Source organism: Nocardia thraciensis (assembly GCF_054782435.1).
Genome location: NZ_BAAGSM010000045.1, coordinates 1 through 17,044, shown reverse-complemented (window position 1 = coordinate 17,044; position 17,044 = coordinate 1). Strand labels below are relative to the sequence as shown.

The 17,044-nt window shown below is 62.0% G+C and carries 14 protein-coding genes; 11 read left to right on the top strand and 3 right to left on the bottom strand.

The window, feature by feature from the left end:
- The first annotated feature begins 299 nt into the window (after positions 1-299).
- The 5 genes from ACYVLQ_RS29230 to ACYVLQ_RS29210 all read left to right on the top strand — a co-directional run bounded on the left by ACYVLQ_RS29230 (position 300) and on the right by ACYVLQ_RS29210 (position 3,136).
- A complete protein-coding gene (locus tag ACYVLQ_RS29230) occupies positions 300-617 on the top strand; it encodes a WXG100 family type VII secretion target (protein WP_460700760.1) in 318 nt (105 codons plus the stop codon).
- Positions 614-913 (top strand): WXG100 family type VII secretion target, encoded by a 300-nt coding sequence (locus ACYVLQ_RS29225; protein ID WP_460700759.1) that lies wholly within the window; start codon positions 614-616, stop codon positions 911-913. Before ACYVLQ_RS29230 ends, ACYVLQ_RS29225 begins: the two co-directional genes overlap by 4 nt.
- Complete coding sequence (locus tag ACYVLQ_RS29220; RefSeq protein WP_460700758.1) at positions 913-2,220, top strand: WXG100-like domain-containing protein; 1,308 nt, start codon at positions 913-915, stop codon at positions 2,218-2,220. The genes ACYVLQ_RS29225 and ACYVLQ_RS29220 overlap by 1 nt, the downstream gene beginning before the upstream one ends.
- Before the next feature lie 77 nt (positions 2,221-2,297).
- Positions 2,298-2,714 carry a DUF7674 family protein gene (locus ACYVLQ_RS29215; protein WP_460700757.1) on the top strand — a complete coding sequence of 139 codons (417 nt, stop codon included), beginning with the start codon at positions 2,298-2,300 and terminating at the stop codon, positions 2,712-2,714.
- The gene (locus tag ACYVLQ_RS29210; RefSeq protein WP_460700756.1) at positions 2,711-3,136 is read left to right on the top strand and encodes a YbaB/EbfC family nucleoid-associated protein; all 426 of its coding nucleotides are present in this window, start codon (positions 2,711-2,713) and stop codon (positions 3,134-3,136) included. Before ACYVLQ_RS29215 ends, ACYVLQ_RS29210 begins: the two co-directional genes overlap by 4 nt.
- A 143-nt stretch (positions 3,137-3,279) precedes the next feature.
- On the opposite strand, the gene ACYVLQ_RS29205 is transcribed toward ACYVLQ_RS29210, so the two are convergent.
- Positions 3,280-3,510, bottom strand: coding sequence for an integrase core domain-containing protein (locus ACYVLQ_RS29205; protein ID WP_460700761.1), 231 nt, complete (start codon positions 3,508-3,510; stop codon positions 3,280-3,282).
- A gap of 36 nt (positions 3,511-3,546) precedes the next feature.
- Positions 3,547-3,732: a hypothetical protein gene (locus ACYVLQ_RS29200; protein ID WP_460700755.1), complete on the bottom strand. Its 186-nt coding sequence runs from the start codon at positions 3,730-3,732 to the stop codon at positions 3,547-3,549.
- A gap of 234 nt (positions 3,733-3,966) precedes the next feature.
- Here ACYVLQ_RS29200 and ACYVLQ_RS29195 point away from each other — a divergent pair, with 234 nt between their 5' ends.
- The gene (locus ACYVLQ_RS29195; RefSeq protein ID WP_460700754.1) at positions 3,967-5,355 is read left to right on the top strand and encodes an HNH endonuclease; all 1,389 of its coding nucleotides are present in this window, start codon (positions 3,967-3,969) and stop codon (positions 5,353-5,355) included.
- 48 nt (positions 5,356-5,403) lie between these two features.
- Here the strand turns inward: ACYVLQ_RS29195 and ACYVLQ_RS29190 are convergent, their stop codons facing one another.
- A complete protein-coding gene (locus tag ACYVLQ_RS29190) occupies positions 5,404-7,320 on the bottom strand; it encodes a DNA cytosine methyltransferase (protein WP_460700753.1) in 1,917 nt (638 codons plus the stop codon).
- A 574-nt stretch (positions 7,321-7,894) separates the two neighbouring features.
- Between ACYVLQ_RS29190 and ACYVLQ_RS29185 the strand changes: the two genes are divergently transcribed.
- The 5 genes from ACYVLQ_RS29185 to ACYVLQ_RS29165 all read left to right on the top strand — a co-directional run bounded on the left by ACYVLQ_RS29185 (position 7,895) and on the right by ACYVLQ_RS29165 (position 16,794).
- A complete protein-coding gene (locus ACYVLQ_RS29185) occupies positions 7,895-9,388 on the top strand; it encodes an ATP-binding protein (RefSeq protein WP_460700752.1) in 1,494 nt (497 codons plus the stop codon).
- Positions 9,385-12,213, top strand: coding sequence for a Z1 domain-containing protein (locus tag ACYVLQ_RS29180; protein ID WP_460700751.1), 2,829 nt, complete (start codon positions 9,385-9,387; stop codon positions 12,211-12,213). Before ACYVLQ_RS29185 ends, ACYVLQ_RS29180 begins: the two co-directional genes overlap by 4 nt.
- Positions 12,210-13,223, top strand: coding sequence for a PD-(D/E)XK motif protein (locus tag ACYVLQ_RS29175; RefSeq protein WP_460700750.1), 1,014 nt, complete (start codon positions 12,210-12,212; stop codon positions 13,221-13,223). Before ACYVLQ_RS29180 ends, ACYVLQ_RS29175 begins: the two co-directional genes overlap by 4 nt.
- Positions 13,220-15,247: an AIPR family protein gene (locus ACYVLQ_RS29170; protein ID WP_460700749.1), complete on the top strand. Its 2,028-nt coding sequence runs from the start codon at positions 13,220-13,222 to the stop codon at positions 15,245-15,247. Before ACYVLQ_RS29175 ends, ACYVLQ_RS29170 begins: the two co-directional genes overlap by 4 nt.
- A 65-nt stretch (positions 15,248-15,312) precedes the next feature.
- A complete protein-coding gene (locus ACYVLQ_RS29165; protein ID WP_460700748.1) occupies positions 15,313-16,794 on the top strand; it encodes a hypothetical protein in 1,482 nt (493 codons plus the stop codon).
- The last annotated feature ends 250 nt before the right edge of the window (positions 16,795-17,044 follow it).

The following is a 17,044-nucleotide window of genomic DNA, read 5'->3' as shown; positions in this document are numbered from 1 at the left end:
ACAACCACCACGCCGACCGGCGCTGGTCTGACACCGAAGCCGGTCCCTTACTCGTGACGGTTCAAGACCGACTCGGATCCAGAGTCGGCAGCCGATGTCGGGCGTCTGGTTGACCACGCACCTTGTGGAACCTCGCGCCAACCGCCGGGCTGTCCCAAATACCTCCGCCGGGTCCCGCGCGGCAGTAGCGCACTCGAGGCCCGATGTGCGAGAGCTGCGGGGCAGGGGGAGTGCTGCGATCGAACGTGCGCCTTATAGTGCGTACAGGCCCTTAGTCGTGGCGAAAGGGAGGGGACGGCATGTCGGGCGGAGTGCAGGTCGACGCGGTGCGGTTGCGTGAGGCGGCCGGGTTCATCGGCGACAAGGCGCGCTACATCCGGGAGAAAGTGACTCAGCTCGACCGGACAGTCGGGCATGACTTGTTGACCGATGGATGGCGGGGTCGGTCCGCGTCGGCGTATGACGAGTCTTGGCTGGAGTGGAAGGCCGGTGCCGACGCGATTGTGGAGGCATTGGAGCAGTCTGCGGCCGACCTGGCCAGCGCCGCGACCCAGTATGAGATTCAGGATGAACGCAACCGGGACTCGATCACCCAGGTCGGGGGACAACAGGCATGACAGCTGACGACCAGTTCCGGATCGATCTGGGGCAACTCGACGACGCGATCGTGAAGATGACGGCCTTCGGCGCCGAAGTCGACGGCATCCTCGGGGAGGTCGATCAGCATGTTGCCGACCTGCATCTGTCGTGGGCAAGTCAGGCCGCTGAAGCGCAGCACGCTGCCCATACGAAGTGGATGTCCGGGGCGGCGGAGATGCGGGAAAACTTGGACGAACTGCGTGATGTCGCGCGCCGCGCTCATGGGAACTATTCCGGCGCCGCCGACGCCAACGACGGAATGTGGCCCAAGTAATGGCACCGCCAACATTCCCGATCATCGTCTGCCGTCCCACGGACTACCGCTCGGTGAGCGAGTCCTTCGGTGGTGTCCGCGACGGCACCGAGGACGTCCACGGTGGCTTGGTCCGCACGCTGTCCGGGTACGGCGGCATGGCGGGCAGCGACTCCGCCGGAACGGCATGGGCGGCCAGCTACGACGACTCAGTCGACGCGGCCCTGCAAGCATCATCGAAACTGATAGCGAAGTCCGCCCGCGTCCGTGATCTGCTGGCGGCCGGCGCCTACAACCACGCCTCCGGAGACGCCGCGGCCAACCCGAACGGCACCGCGCCACCGGACCCACCGGTCCTCGGCGTGGAACCGTGCCCAGCGATCTCGGTGCCCGCAGCCGCCGGAGGCGGGACCGCGGAACCGCTCGGATGGTCATTGATCAAATCAGTCGCCGGTTTGGCCTGGCCGAACGGGCATCAGGACCAGCTGCGCGCCGCCCGCGACGTCTGGTACGCCGCCGCCGAGGCGCTCGACACCGCGACCACACCGATCACCGGCGCGGTGTCGTTGCTCGAAAACCAGCAATCACCGGAGATCCCGACCGCAATCGCGACATGCAGCGAGTCCACCGCCGACTACCTGGACCTGCAAGCCGGGTTCCGCGAACTCGGCGACGCGTGTAGCGACTACGCACAGCAGCTCGACGACGCCCATTCCGAGATCCTCGACGAGCTTGAGAAGATGCTTGCCGAGACCGCCGCCTGGGAAGTCGGGATGGCGATCCTGATCCCGTTCACCGGCGGGTTGTCCGAACTCGGCAATGGCGCCGCCGCCGGGCGCATCGCCATCTACGCGGCCCGCATCGGCCGCATCATCGACCGCCTCGCCGGTGCCGCGGCCACGATCGCCGCCCGGATCGCGGGCAGCGTGCCGGGCCGGCTCCGGGCGATGGCCACCAGGATCGGACAATGGCTGGAGAAGGCCAAGACCAAGCTGTGGAAATCCGGAGATGGCAGTCCACCGCCGGCGCCGAAGGTACCAGCCACGAAGCCGACGGTGAACAACCCCAAGCTGCAGAACATCATCAACGACCTGTACAAGGGTGCGAACAACCCGGGCCGGGTCGGTGACGGCACGACGGCAGACGCGGTCCGCAACGAGTATGCGAATCTCGTTCCCACAGAAGGAAAGTGGCATCTGACGAAGGGCATGGAGTCACAGAAGGCGCTGGCGAACTGGCTGATGAACAAGGCGAACACCGATCCCGCCGACCGAGCAGTCGCGATCAAGGAGCTGCAGAATCTGATGGATGCCATGGCGGGCAAGTAGAAGGGCACGGCGACGATATGAATGATCGAACCGACCAAGAGATCCGGGACATGCTGAACGCGTGGACTAGGAGCCTGGTGCCCGAGCTGTCGGCGTTCATCGAACAGCTTGCCGGCATCGAGCCCGAGATTCGCCCGATCATCGCTGAGCACATTCGCGACAACAACGAAATGCTGCCCACGATTCTCATGGGCGACATCGCCCGCTGGGTCGTTGGTGTGGTCCGCGACAGTGATGACCCGCAGCAGCGTTTGGCGGCGTTCTTCACCAAGCTTGAAGACGGCTGGGGCGACGGGCAAAACGCGGTGTCGGATCTCCTCGCGGTGTCGTTCGTGGAGAACGTCTTCGACGAACCCGACGTGGTAAAGCTGTTGGGCCCCAAGCTCACTCACTACTACCGTGTCTACACGGGCCAGGAGAAGGTACGTCAGGACGACATACGACCGATGCCGGAAGTGGTCAAGAAGGTCCTCAAGAAACTAGGGCGCAAGTGACCGACCTGACTGCCTGGGAACAACGGATCCAACAAACCCTCGCCGACGTCCGCCGCAGTGGCATCCAGCTCGCCCGCGCTCTTGAGAAGATTCGTGGTCGCGGCGAGATCCGCGGCGTCACAGTCGAAGTCAACGCCCAGGGTGACATCACCAACCTTCAGATCGCACCCGGTGCCATGCGCTGGAACAACACTCAACTTGAGACCGCCCTGCTCGACTGCCACCGTCGTGCCCGTGCCGAAGCGAAATCCAAAGCCGAAGGGCTCTTGCACAAAGCCGACCCGCGACTACAGCAACCGATGCGTGAGCTACTGGACGATACGCCACCGAATACCAAAACACGCCCCCGAACCGAAAACGAGATCCAGGCCGCAGACGATGCATTTTTCGAACGCATGAACCGCACCGGCTGGTGCCGATAACAAACTCCGTCAGTCTCTCCCGGCCTTGTGCTGTAGGCGTGAATGTAACGCCCCCGCAGGCGACCTGATCGGTACACGTTGACGAGACCATCCAGTAGCTGAGTTCAGGTTGTGCTTGATCCCGATTCGGTCGGTGCTGCAGGCTACGCGTGGTCGGTGTGGCTGCAGGTCACAGCGTCCCCTGCTGGGGTGAGATACCCCAGCACCGAATGCCAGCGACGGTGGTTGTGCTCGGTTTTGAAGTCGCCGATCACCATTTGAGCCTTGAGCAGGCTGGTCCAATGATTGCGGGTTGAGGTATTCGACCTGTGGTCGCCGGTTGAACGACTCGATGAAACCGTCGGTCCACCTGTGCCCGAGGGGGTGTAGACGATCTTGCCTCCCGACTTCCGTAAAATGCTTGCAACGCTTCAGAAATCATCTCTGGACCGTTGTCCATCCGCATGGGCAGCGAACACCCGCTCGGGTTCGGCGACCAGCTTCTCAGCGGTGATCGTCCGTTCCACCAGATGCAGCAATTCACGGGTGTACTCGTCGACCATCGGCGCGATCTTCACCGCCCGCCCATCGACGGTGGACTCGCGCTGGAAATCCAAGTCCACAACACCTTCGGGACATCCGCATCGACCAGCAGTCCGACGAGCACCTAGCCCGCATTCGCAGCGAGTGCGCCCGCACCTGAAGCCGTGTCCCCGCGCCCGCGCATCACGGTCGGTCAGCGCGGCTGACCGTCAGTCCGACGCGCAAGTCGATCGAGCGCCACGTTCAGACGGATTTGCTGCTGCGAATGAAAGCAAGGTCGTGTCAGTGTTCGCGCATAACATCGGACTATGCGCTCAACGAAAGCTCAAGATCGAGAATGGTTCTCCCACAACGGTCATCGCACCTTCGAATTCGCCAACCGGCTCTATCACATGGCCTCCGCCGGCCTGCCGACAATCGCCCGCATCCACGACCAGAGGTCGGAAGCTCAATTCATCGCGACTTGGTCTAAAGAAACTCTCGTTCATCGTCTCACAGAAATGGCCATCCACGACATATTCTACGACGAGGCAGATGCCAAGCCTTCCACGTGGGAGGTTCACAACAAGGCGACACCCGGGGAGTACCGCACGGTGCGGTACATGTCAGTGACTGTAGCGCTTCGCCATTACGGCCTGGAGCGTGCACGCGACAGTTTCGAGGTACCCAGCACGCCTGATGCCGCCGACATGTGCCATGACTACTTTGTCAACGATGTGATGTGGAGCGCACCCTACGAGCAGCTCGTGCAGAGGATGGCCGACGAGGTCTTCCACACCGTCTTCCCGTACCGCACCATGCTCTACAACCTCAACTTGATCGCCGCCGCTCTCATCTCCGAACTCGACGCTGAGACGTGCAGCGACGAACCCGAGATTGCCAAGCTCTTCGCACGACGAGGACGGCTCAAACGCAAAAAGATCCCGGAGTGGGTCCAGCGAGCCGTCTTCTTTCGAGATCAAGGGCATTGCACCTACTGCCGACGTGACCTGACTGGGCTGATGCACGCGATGTCCGGGGAGAACTATGACCACATGGTTCCCCTCGCGGAGGGCGGCTTGAACGATGTAACCAACCTTCAACTGCTGTGCAACGATTGCAATTCGAAGAAATCCGCCAAGATCATCGAGCCCAGCAACCAGTACATCCGATGGTTCACCTTGCGACGAATGCAGCCAGTTTACAGAGGTCAAACCCAGACCAGCCCGCTACGGACCGGACCGCCGGTCACGTCTCAGATCGTCCGCGAAGTACGCAGTGGCGCACAACCGACGGATTCCGTCCAAGATCCAAACAACTTTTTCGCAGGTCGGGGCCTGGATAACAGCAACCTGAGCACCGTCACCGTGCTCGCCGACGTCGCCGCCCACCTAGTCGACGACCCCGATACCGAACTCCGCGATCGCGTGATCGACCTACTCACCGGTCTTCGACACCACCGCCATCGTGTGCTGGGAACTGCAACTGGGCCCCATGCACCCCGCCATGACCCGCGCCGAACGCGTCTACTTCCACGACGCCCTCGCCGCGACCGCCCGCGCCACCAGCCCCCCGTCCCTGGACCGGCCGCGACTCGGGCGAAGATCATCTACCTGCGGCAGCCCTGTCATTTCGGTCCGGACAAGATGCAGATGTATCTGAAGCCCTTATCACGACGTCGAATGAGCAAGTCCTCACATGCCCTCGGACACAAATGATTGCGGCTGCCGCCAGCAAGTTCAGGCAGCGCCAAGAATCACAGGTGGCTAGAACAGAGTCTGCACTGCACGCTCAGCGGAGTTGCTAGCGCACTGCCGGCGAAGCGGGCAGTCACCACAGAGACTACTAGACCCCTTACACACGGTATTGCCGATCACTCGGAGTGCAGCTGCACGTAGCGGCGCATCCGGGCCCGCTCCGACCAGTCTGGCCAGATCGACACGGCCATCGCTCAACCTGTTGGTCTTGTCGGACTTGCTGCCGGCTACTCGTGCCGCAACTCTGAGAGTCGCTTGGGAGGCCAGAAGCACGTCCTCTCCTGCCAGGAGTCGGAAAGTACGCTCCTCTGCTGCCTTCATCGCCAACGCCTCGGCCAGTGCTTCGAGGTCCGTCCACACCTTGCGTTTTGGCAGCAGCGGCCGGAATCGTTCCAGTATCTGACGCCCAGTCGATGTCTGAAGCTCTTCCTGCATCTGGTCGAGTTCGGCCTTTGTCAGCTTTGCGCGGCCTCGAATCGTAGTTAGTGCCCCGCCGGCGCCCTTCGGAGCATTCGAACGACTCATCAGGAGCGCTGCGACTGCGGCTACGACCGGCGTTACGCTTTGACCAGGCAGTGCATGCCAGTTGGGTCCGCGCTGCTGCCGCTTAGCCCAGCTAGTGAGCGCCTGCCTGGCCTGTACCCAGCGTGAAGCCTCCCACTGTCGCTCGTCGGAACGTTCGTCCGCTGGAATCGGACGAAGTGCGGTTGCCGCCGCGCGGCCAAGCAGCGGCGGGACGGCGTTACCGATCTGGCGGAACGCGTCACTGCGAGTACCCGCGAAACGGAAGCGGTCAGGAAATGTCTGGACTCGGGCGGCTTCGCGGACGGTTAAGGTCCGCAATTCTTGGGGGTGGATGTACCAGTAGCCGTCTTTGGCGATGTGCGCAGTGATGGAGCGACTCACCGAGTCCCAGTCGAGCTTCTTATACTTATCGTCGAACGTCTCGGCTGAGTAGCGCCTTAGATGCTCGGGAAGGTCGGCATACAAGGTGGAGGCATCCATCATGTCGAAGATCTTCCGGTCGTCGTCACGTACCGGCCGCGTCATGTGATCCCACACGATGCCAACCCGGGCACCGGCTCGCATCATCTCGGCGAAGGCAGGCAGATGGCGTGGCTTGCGGTAGGCCAGTTCACGACCACCGATGGTGTCGTCAAGATCGGGCAGGTCACCGATAGCGTCGCGCAGTGTCGGCTGCTTGTCCTGCTCGGCTGGCCAAGCGAAGTCTTCGACATCACGTCGCGCAAGGACAATGAGACGTTTCCGATGCTGGGGTACGCCGTAACGCCACGCGTCGACCAGCCTGAACTCGGCGTAGTAACCGCCGCGTTCCAATGCGTCGACCATGGTTCGCACCACGGCAAAGTCGTCACCGAGCGCCATGTCCGGGACGTTTTCCATCAGGACAGCTCGAGGCCGCACGGCCAGCGCCACATCGAGAAACGCCTGCCACAGCTCACGCCGATGGTCGTGTTCCTCGCGGTGCCCGGCGACCACCAAACTGCGAATCTTGCTGCGACCAGCACGGCTGAACGGCTGGCACGGAGGTCCGCCTGCGAGGAGATCGATCTCGGTCTTGCCGAGTAGTTCGACGAGATCATGACGTTCCGAAGGCTCGCTGAGGTCACAGTCCAGTGCCAAGCCTGGAAAGTTGTGGCTATGTGTCTGCACTGCCTTCTTGTCATTGTCGACGGAAACCGCGACCGTCCAGCCAGCTTCCTCCAACCCAAGGCTCAGCCCGCCGGCGCCGGAGAACAGGTCGACAGCCAACTGCTGTCCTTCCGCCAGTCTCTGTGCGCACCACTGCTCGAAAGTTTCCTTAGTGCAGCCTCCAGGATGGCGGACAAGTCGCAGATCGTCACTGCGTTGCAGCTTGACCCCGTAGGTGGACACCCGCCCGTACCCTTCCCCGAACACCTGCATCAACGAGCACCAGGAGAACACAGACGTCGTCCCGGGTCAACAACTTCATGATCTCCGGTGTCGAGCTGCCGTCCGTCACCGGGGCCGATGGACGACTGTAACGATAGCCGTGGGGTCCGACGATCTCTGCCCAGGGCGACTCGCCACCACCGTAACGGTTTGATCACATCAGAATCGACTGGTGAGCTGCGGTACAGCACTGTCTGTGCTGCGTTAGGCGCCTAACAGCAGACAGTGCAGACGGAGCCACGGGGGCCTAAACTGATCGCTTTGTCAGGGGAAGTTTCGATTGCGTCGACGGTTCGGTCGAACGGCCATGGCGCCAACGGGGTGCGGTGGGTGGTGGGGATGAGATGAACAGCGTCGGGTACGAGATCGTTAACCCCGGTCCAGCAGGCGAAACGGCCTCTCTGAGCTGGTTCGACCTGCCCGCCGACCTTGACGCGGATCGGAACGTCGAAGTCCAGGAGCCGACAAACATGTGGCTGATCGTGGTTCGCGGTCACCTCTGCAGGAACGAAGTCGCCGACTGCCATCTTGCGCAGCAGGTAGTACTGCGTCTGGGGTCGGGAACGTGACCGGTTACGAGGTCGTTGAACCTCGCGCAGAGTCATTAGTGGAGTCGCTTCGCGCGTTCGGGTACGCCACCGAAACCGCAGTTGCGGATTTGGTTGACAACAGCATCACAGCCGGAGCCACTACGGTCGATGTCCGTCTGCGCTGGGCTGGCAACGAGTCATGGATCGCGATCGCAGACGATGGTCGCGGGATGGACGGCGAAAGGCTCCGGGAGGCGATGCGGCCCGGCACGACCAGCCCCTCGACGATGAGAGACCCGGGCGATCTCGGGCGATTCGGGCTCGGCCTCAAGACCGCGTCATTCTCGCAGGGTCGGCGGCTGGTCGTCATGTCGGCGACAACGACATCATCCGTGGAAGCTCGGACGTGGGATCTTGACCACGTTGTCCGCGTTGGTGGCTGGCAGCTGCTGACAAGGTTGACATCCGAAGACCGGGCACTATGGGACGAGCTGCATGGTGATCAATCGGGAACGGTGGTGCTGTGGCGACAGCTAGACCGGCTCATTGTCTCCCCAGATCCGCACAACGAGCAGGCAGAGAAGCACTTCTACAACGTCGCTGACCGGGTTGCCACGCATCTCGGAATGACCTTCCATCGATATGTCACGGGTCCCGGACAAATCACTATCCGGGTGAACGGCCGGAACGTCGTGCCTTGGGACCCGTTTCTCGAGTCCCACGAGACAACCCAGGTAGTCACGGACGAGTCGCTGACGTACCGGGGCCAGCTGATCAGGGTGAAGTCCTTCGTCCTGCCACATGTGAGTAGGTTGTCCGCTCAGGAACACATCACCGCTGGTGGTCGTCGTGGCTGGGCTTCCCAGCAAGGGTTGTACGTCTACCGGAACCGGCGGCTGATCGTGTCCGGAAGCTGGCTCGGGCTCGGATTCAGGCGGGAGGAGCTGACCTCACTGGCCCGGATCCGGCTCGACCTGCCCAACCATATGGACTCCGACTGGCAGATCGACGTCCGCAAGTCGGTGGCCCGCGCGCCGGGTGCGCTGGTGCCCGAGTTGCGGCGAATTGCAGAGGTCGTTCGGCTGCGGTCGGCGAATGTCTACCGACATCGCGGCAAGGTACTTCAGCGTGGCAGTCGTGCTGACGTGGTTCAGGCATGGCTGCAGGTTGCGCGCGGGACGAAGATCGCCTATCAGATCAACCGGCAGCACCCGCTCGTGGCTGCGCTGCTCATGACTGCAGACGGCGGTGACGTCGAGGCCATGGTCAGGCTACTGGAGGAGACTGTCCCGATTCCGCTGATCATCCTGAATCATGCGGACGGGCAGGGGCGACAGGCGACACCGTTCGAGGAGACCGCATCGGAGACGGTCCGGTCGGTGCTAATCGATGTCGTCCGAGCGTTGAGACGCACAGGGACGTCCGGCAAAGAAATTGTCGGTCGGCTGCTGACAATGGAACCGTTCTCTGACTTCCCTGAGCTCGTCCGGGAGGTCTGCACACGCGAACTGGGTCAGGAGATGGCATGAACCCCGATCACCGTAAGGCGATGGAGATTGCCCTGACGTTGCTCGATTACGCCGACGACGTCACGGCTAGCGACGTCGAACAGGCGGTCGCCAAGGCGTTGCTTGCCGTGGGGCAGGTCAACGTCGACGTCGGCAAGCTGCGGAGGGATGTGGAGAGTCGGTGCAACGTCTGGCTTCCGACTGAACAAGTTCTCAACGGTCATGAGGACCATGTGCCTTGGCTCGACGCTGGCAAGGACGAGATCGAGTGGAACTTCTGGGACCGGTATCGGCGGTATCTGGGCCGGAAGGGATGGGCACCAGCACAGATCCGCAGTATCAACCAGGTTACCGACCGGATACTGGGCTCGTTCGAGAAACCCGACCGGCCTGGCAAGTGGGACCGTCGTGGGATGGTTGTCGGCCAAGTACAGTCCGGCAAAACCGCCAACTACACAGGCGTGATCTGCAAGGCTGCAGACGCGGGCTATCGCCTGATTGTCGTGTTAGCCGGTCTGCACAACAGTCTGCGCAGCCAGACCCAGCACCGCTTGGACATGGAGTTCCTCGGGTTCGATACCAGAAGCAACCGCAGCTACGACCAGACCAATGCCAAGGTTGGTGTCGGGCAGATGAAGGGGAAGTTTCTCCACGTCCACTCGTTGACCAGCAGCGACGAGAAGGGCGATTTTCAGGTCAAGGTTGCCAGGCAGGTCTGGCTCAACGCGGGCGGCAGTGACCCGGTCATTCTGGTGGTCAAGAAAAACGCCTCTGTGTTGCGGAATCTGCACGCGTGGGCGACCCGACTGAACCAGGAACTTGACCCAGAGACTGGACAGCAAACTGTACGTAATGTGCCATTGCTGGTGATCGACGACGAGGCGGACAACGCCTCGGTCAACACCAAGGCCCGACCGATCGACGAGAACGGTGAGCCGATCGACGACTACGACCCAACCAAGATCAACGGTCTGATCCGGAAGCTGCTGCACACATTTGAGAAGTCGGCGTACCTTGCTTACACCGCAACGCCGTTTGCAAACATATTCATCGATGCCGACGAGAAGACCGACAAGTACGGCGAAGATTTGTTCCCGCGCAGCTTCATCATCAACCTCCGTCCACCGAGCAACTACGTCGGCGTGAACACGGTTTTCGGACTGGACAGCGACGTGAACTCGGGCATCGAGGGACAGCCTGGTCTGCCGATTATCGATACGTTCGACGACCATGAGATGTGGCTCCCGAACAAGCACAAGAAAGATACTGTCCCGGGCAGATTGCCGACCTCGCTGCTCACCGCGATAAACGCGTTCTTGCTCGCGACGGCGGCGCGCCGGGTTCGTGGCCAAAAGGATCACAACTCAATGCTTGTGCACGTCACCCGATTTACCGACGTGCAAGCGTTGGTCCGCCGGGCGCTGCATGAGTATGTGGACCTGATGCGCCAGCGCATATGGCACGGCGACCCGACCAGCCCGGACTCCCCATGGCCTGCGTTGGAGTCTCTTTGGCGAAAAGACTTCGTACCGACCACCGAAGCGCTGCTGCGGGTCCCGGACCTAACGTCGGAAGTTGACACGGTGGTCGACTGGGCGCAGATCCGCGATGCGATTCCAGGCGTCCTCGATGACGTTGAACTGCGCGTGCTCAACGGCAAGTCGGAGGACGCCCTGACCTACAGCGAGGCCGAGCGGCCGCTCACTTTGATCGCGATCGGTGGAGATAAGCTCTCCCGCGGGCTAACCCTCGAAGGGCTGACGGTCAGCTACTATTTGCGGGCGTCGAAGATGTACGACACGCTGATGCAGATGGGCCGCTGGTTCGGTTACCGGCCCGGTTATCTAGATCTGTGTCGGCTCTACACGACCGACGAGCTTGCCGCGTGGTACCGCGACATCGCTCTGGCCAACGAGGAGCTGCTACGCGAGTTCGAGTACATGGCGGCTCTCGGGAAAACACCGCGGGAGTATGGGCTCCGGGTCCGCGCGCACCCGGATGGGCTGATGATCACTGCCAGTACCAAGATGCGTAACGGCACCGACGTCGACATCACGTTCTCCCAAACCGTCAGCGAGTCGATCACGTTCGAGACGGACGAAGATGTGCTCCGCGACAACCTGGGCACTGTCGAGCGGCTGGTCAGTGCAATGGGTACTCCGGCATCCCGCCGGAGTGCTCTCGGGACCGTCCGGTGGGACGATGTGTCTGCGCCTGACGTACTGGACTTCTTGGACAAGTACCAAGCGTCCGACGTCGCGACCAAGGCGCAGCCGCGAGCGTTGGCCGAGTATATCCGGACGTTGTTGACCACCAAACAACCGGAGCTCACAACGTGGACAGTGGGGCTGGTGTCGGTCTCCGGCAGCGACCAGACTCACAAGATCGATGATCTCGAAGTCGGCTTAGTGCAGCGGGCGCTGTACCTGCCCAAGGAACGTGCGAATGCCGACGCCGAGTACAAGGCTGGTTTGCGAGCAGGAAACGACCGTTATGTGATCCGTCGCCTCGTCTCGCCGACCGACGAGACCATGGACCTCTCTGATGAGGAGCGCGGGCGAGCGCTGGAGATGACCATGGACGCCTGGCAGTTGGACCCGAAGACGAGGAAGACGGCGCCAAGTACGCCGGGCGGACTCTTCATCCGTGAGGTCCGCCCACCGAGTCGCGGACTGCTGTTGCTATATCCGCTCATTCCTGACACATGGATGCGGCCCGACCTGCCGCCCGTCGGGTTTGCCCTCAGCTTCCCAAGGAGCAGAACCGCAAAGACCATCAAATACCGGGTGACGAACCTGTGGTGGGACCAGGAGTTCGGCAGCCAGGACTCCGAGGAGCAGCTATGAACGCCGTCCCGTCCACCACGGATCTGGAGGAGCTTTGGGCCGAGCTGCACGACACGCAGAGTGGCCCGATGTCGCCAGGTCGGCGGGTTCGGCGGGTACTGGCAGACAGCCCACATCACTGTTTCGTCGGTGTGGAGTACCCGGCCGCGCGGCGGGTTTTCTCAGTGGTCACCGACATAATTCCGGCTAGGGCGACGAACGGACTGCTGGTCACGTCCGGCGTAGTGGTCGCGCCAGGGAGCCTCCCAGACCATGGGACCACACTGGACCTAGTGCTGCGAGCAGGTGCGTACACGGACATCTTCACGGCGTTGGTGGCCGATGTGCTCGTGAGGCTCTCGCAGGTCACCGCGGAACCGGCCGGCGTGGTGGTGAACCGGTTGGGTGAGTGGCAGCGGATGCTCGCGGACGTCAGTCCCGACGGGCTGTCACGTGAGCAGCAGCGTGGGCTATTCGGCGAGCTGCACACCTTGTCCGACCTGTTCCTTCCGACATTCGGCCCCGAGGCGGTGTACGCATGGACCGGTCCCGACCAGCAGCTACAGGACTTCCAATTCGAGCTGGGCAGCGTGGAGGTCAAGACCGGAGCCGGACACGACGCGAATCGGGTTCGGATCAGTAGCGAACGACAGCTCGACGACGCTAATCCCGAAGCGTTGTTCCTGGTAACGCTGGCGCTCGATGCGCGACAAGGTGGACGTGGAGTATCTCTTCCCGAGCTCGTTCGCCAGGTGCGTAACCAAGCGGTCAGCCTCGGTGTCGCAGCCGAGCTGGAGCAGCGGCTGGTGCGGGCCGGTTATCTCGACACGCAGGGCCGACTGTACGAGGACCGGCGATACGCGCTGCGCCGCCGGACAGTCCACCGGGTGACCGATGGCTTTCCCCGGATCACCGAACAGACCAAACCTCTCGGGGTGTCCGAGGTCGTGTATACCGTCGACCTGCTTGCCGCCGCCCAGTTTCTGGTCGGTCACGAAGACATGATCAACGCCCTGGGAATGAAGGTATGACCTACACCGAATTCGACCAGTTCGCTGAGTCGCTCCAGCAAGACCTGCTCACAGAGGCCGGTGTGACGGGCGCGGAGAGGAACATCCGCGACGTTTTCCTCGAACGGATGGTCGGTGAGCTTGCCGACGTCGCTGAGCTGGAGGGTGGGGAGGCCTGTTTCCACCAAGCGCGCGGAGAGGAGATCTCCGGCTACGACATCAGCGGCGATGGCCAGACGCTCGACTTGTTTGGCGTCGTGCTCAGACAGTTAGTACCGCCCGCATCCGTCGGCAAGACGGACGTCGAGACCTGTCTCCGTCGGCTGCGTGGCTTCCTGGAGAAAGTGTCGCGGACCGGTGCTGCCGGGCTTGAGGTGGCTTCACCGGTGTTCGACATGGCGCAGAGTATCAACCAGGCGTTGCCGGAAATCACCCGCGTTCGGTTCTGGGTGTTCACCGATGGTGCGGTCGCCACCAGGAAGGACCTGACAACGCCAGAGTTCGGTGATGTACAGACGTCGGTTCAGGTCTGGGACGTGGTGCGGTTGCACCGATTGGTGACCTCCGGCCGACAGCAGGAGCCCATCCACATTGATTTCGTCAATCGGTTCGGTGCGCCAATCCCGTGCCTTCCCACCGACCTCGATGAGCAGGGATGTCACACGATGCTGGCCATTGTGCCCGGCGCCGTGTTGAAGGAGATCTATGCGACGTACTCCGCTCGCCTGCTCGAACTGAATGTGCGGTCGTTCCTGCAGGCAAGAGGCAAGGTCAACCAGGGTATCCGGGACACCATCCTCAACGAGCCACGCCGGTTCCTCGCCTACAACAACGGCATCTCTGCAACCGCATCCGCCGTCGATGTGATTAGGACGCGCGAGGGCGGCAGCGCCATCGCCAGCCTGAAGGACTTGCAGATTGTCAACGGTGGCCAGACCACCGCGTCGCTTTACCACGCGGCAGTCAAACAGAAGGCGACGCTGGATGGGGTACACGTCCAGATGAAGCTTACCGTCGTCCCGCCAGACCAGCTCACCGCGCTCGTCCCACTGATCTCGCGCTATGCCAACAGCCAGAACAAGGTCCAAGAGGCGGACTTCAGCACCAATCATCCCTTCCACGTCGATATCGAACGCCTCTCCCGCTCGGTATGGGCACCGGCCACTAACGGCAGCCAGAAGCAGACCCGGTGGTTCTACGAACGTGCCCGCGGCCAGTATCAGGACGAAGTAGCCAGGACGGGCACGCCGGCCAGGCAGAAGGCGTTCAAGGAGATCCATCCGCCAGCGCAGAAGTTCATCAAGACCGACCTAGCAAAATTCGAACTCGCCTGGGACGAGGTTCCACACGCCGTCAGTTTAGGCGGTCAAAAATGCTTCACTGAGTTCGCACTACGGCTCGCGCAACGTCCGGAGCAAGACCAGAAACCGGATCGATGCTACTTCGAGCACCTTATCGCGAAGGCGATCCTGTTCCGGCACACCGACAAGATCGTGGCAAAGACGTTCAGAGAGAACGGCTTGGAAGGCTACAAGGCACAGGTCGTCGCATACGCCGTTGCGATGATCAGCAACCGCACCAGCCGACGACTCGACCTCGACGTCATTTGGCGTACACAAAATTTGCCCGAGGAGCTGCGCAGCGAGATCCCCGCGCTGGCAGAACTGCTCCGGTCGTTCTTCGAGCGAGCACCCGGCAATATCAGCGAATGGGCCAAGAAACCAGCATGCTGGGAGAAAGCGCGCACTCTACCATGGAAGCTCAGCGGGGCAACCGTCGCCCACCTCACCACGAAGACTCCGACCCAGGTCGTTGCGTCCAACATCAGCGCCGAGAACCTGCTCCGCGCGCCATGGTCGGAACTGGCTGACTGGGCAAGCGAGCACAACAAACTCACCCCCGTAGACAGACGCATTGCCTCGGGTACGGCAGCACTGCTAAATGCGGGAAAGACGCCGACCGACAAACAGATCGACAACTTGAGAAGGATCTACGCCGCCGCCCTAAACAACGGCTTCGGCTCGGCTGGGAACACGGACGCCTGATGACAGGCCAAACCACCGCCGTCCAGGGGCCAGATCGGCCAGACACGCGATCTGACCTGGCAAGTGTGCTTAGCGAGTTCGCCAAAACGACCTTTGACGACACCGAACCGCTGGAGACAACAGTCATCAGAATTCTGTCCGAGGCGGACAGGATGATTCACGGCAAACGCCGGCCCTGCCGTCCGGCCGTCATCAATGGCTTGGCCACACGGTATGGACTACTCGGACAGCCACCCGTGACATTGGAGGAAACAGGGCGCGCCTTGGGCGTAACGCGCGAACGCGCCCGTCAGATCCAGAAGCAGCACGAAACTTTCTACGGTCTGCACCTGTGGTGGCCGCAGCTCGACGCCGCGCTACAGCTTGCGAACGGGCAGCTGCCCTGCACAGAGTTGGCGTTGGCCGACGAACTGCTCCACAGAGGCCTGACTACCACCCGATACAGTCTCGGTAGCCTGCGTGCGTGTGCTGAGTTCGCCGGACGGCCGTTCGACTTAGATGTGAAGGACGGGGTCGTCACGGATGACCCTGACACCCTCACCGCCGTGTGCAGGACAACTCGCAGACTTGCCGAACGGCAGGGTCTCGCCACGCTGCTCCAAGTCAGCGACGAGGTACTCGACGCCGGTGTCGTCGTCACCGAGGACGACGTCAGAGCACTGTTGACGGCGACGGAGTCGGTTGTGTGGCTCGATGAGGATCAGGTCACCTGGGGGCCCGCAGTGCGCAACCGCTTGGTCAACACACTCCGCACCCTTCTATCTGTGCACCAGCCTGTCGATCTACTCAGCGCACGGGAGGCGGTCGAAAACTTCTGGGCCTACCGCAACTCCGGCCGGACCTCAAACCAGGCCGATCTGGTGGCTCCGAGCCTCACTGGGCTGCGGGCGTTCTGCGAGTGGCACGACCAGTTTGCGGTCGACGATAACGAGCTCAGCTCGACAATCCCGCTGGACCATAATGCGGAGCTAGGTGTCGAGGCAGCGCTTCTCGTCGAACTGATCAGGATGTCGCCGAACGGTGTCCTCGATCGCACGAGCCTGATGGAGACCGCTGAGGCGTTCGGCATAAACCTCAGCACGGCCAGTGTGTATCTGACCTTCCATCCCGCGTTCGTGCAGCTGGACCGAAATGCGTGGACCGTCCGTGGTACGCAGGTCACTTCGGACGTGGTTGCGACCGTACAAGGACAGGCACGGGCACGCTCACTGACGGAGAACCACTACTTCCGCACCGGTGTAACGTCGAACGGTCGCCCATGGGTCATGTTGGCCGTGACATCCAACTTCAGGCTGACCGGAGTGCTGCTGCGTCGATGGCTCCCGCCTGGTACTCCGGCCATGAGATTAGAGCTGACCGACGGACGAGGCGACCCGTGCGGCACTGCCGGGTATAACGACGAGACTGGCTTCACCCACGGCTTGGGTATCTACGTCCGGCGGTTCGGCCTGCGAATCGGAGAGTACGTGTACATGTGTGCTGATCTCGACGAGGGAACGGCCACCGTCACCCACAGAGGCGGCGACACGGTCAGCCATCTGGCGTAGACCAACGATGGGTGTTGCTGGCACATGCTGATACAGCGCCTCAATTGCCGACTCGGTGCAAATGTCGATGAAACCGTCTTCGCCGACCCACCACCATCTAGGCGCGGCGCCCAAGACCAGCAACACACGATGGGTGTAGCCGAGCTTGTCGGCGTAGGTGTTCAGCTTCTGCAGTAGGTCCTCGAGTGTCGGCTGCCAGGAGGAAGGGACCACTTCGGAGCCGTTTTTGCCATGAGCATGGGACCACCCC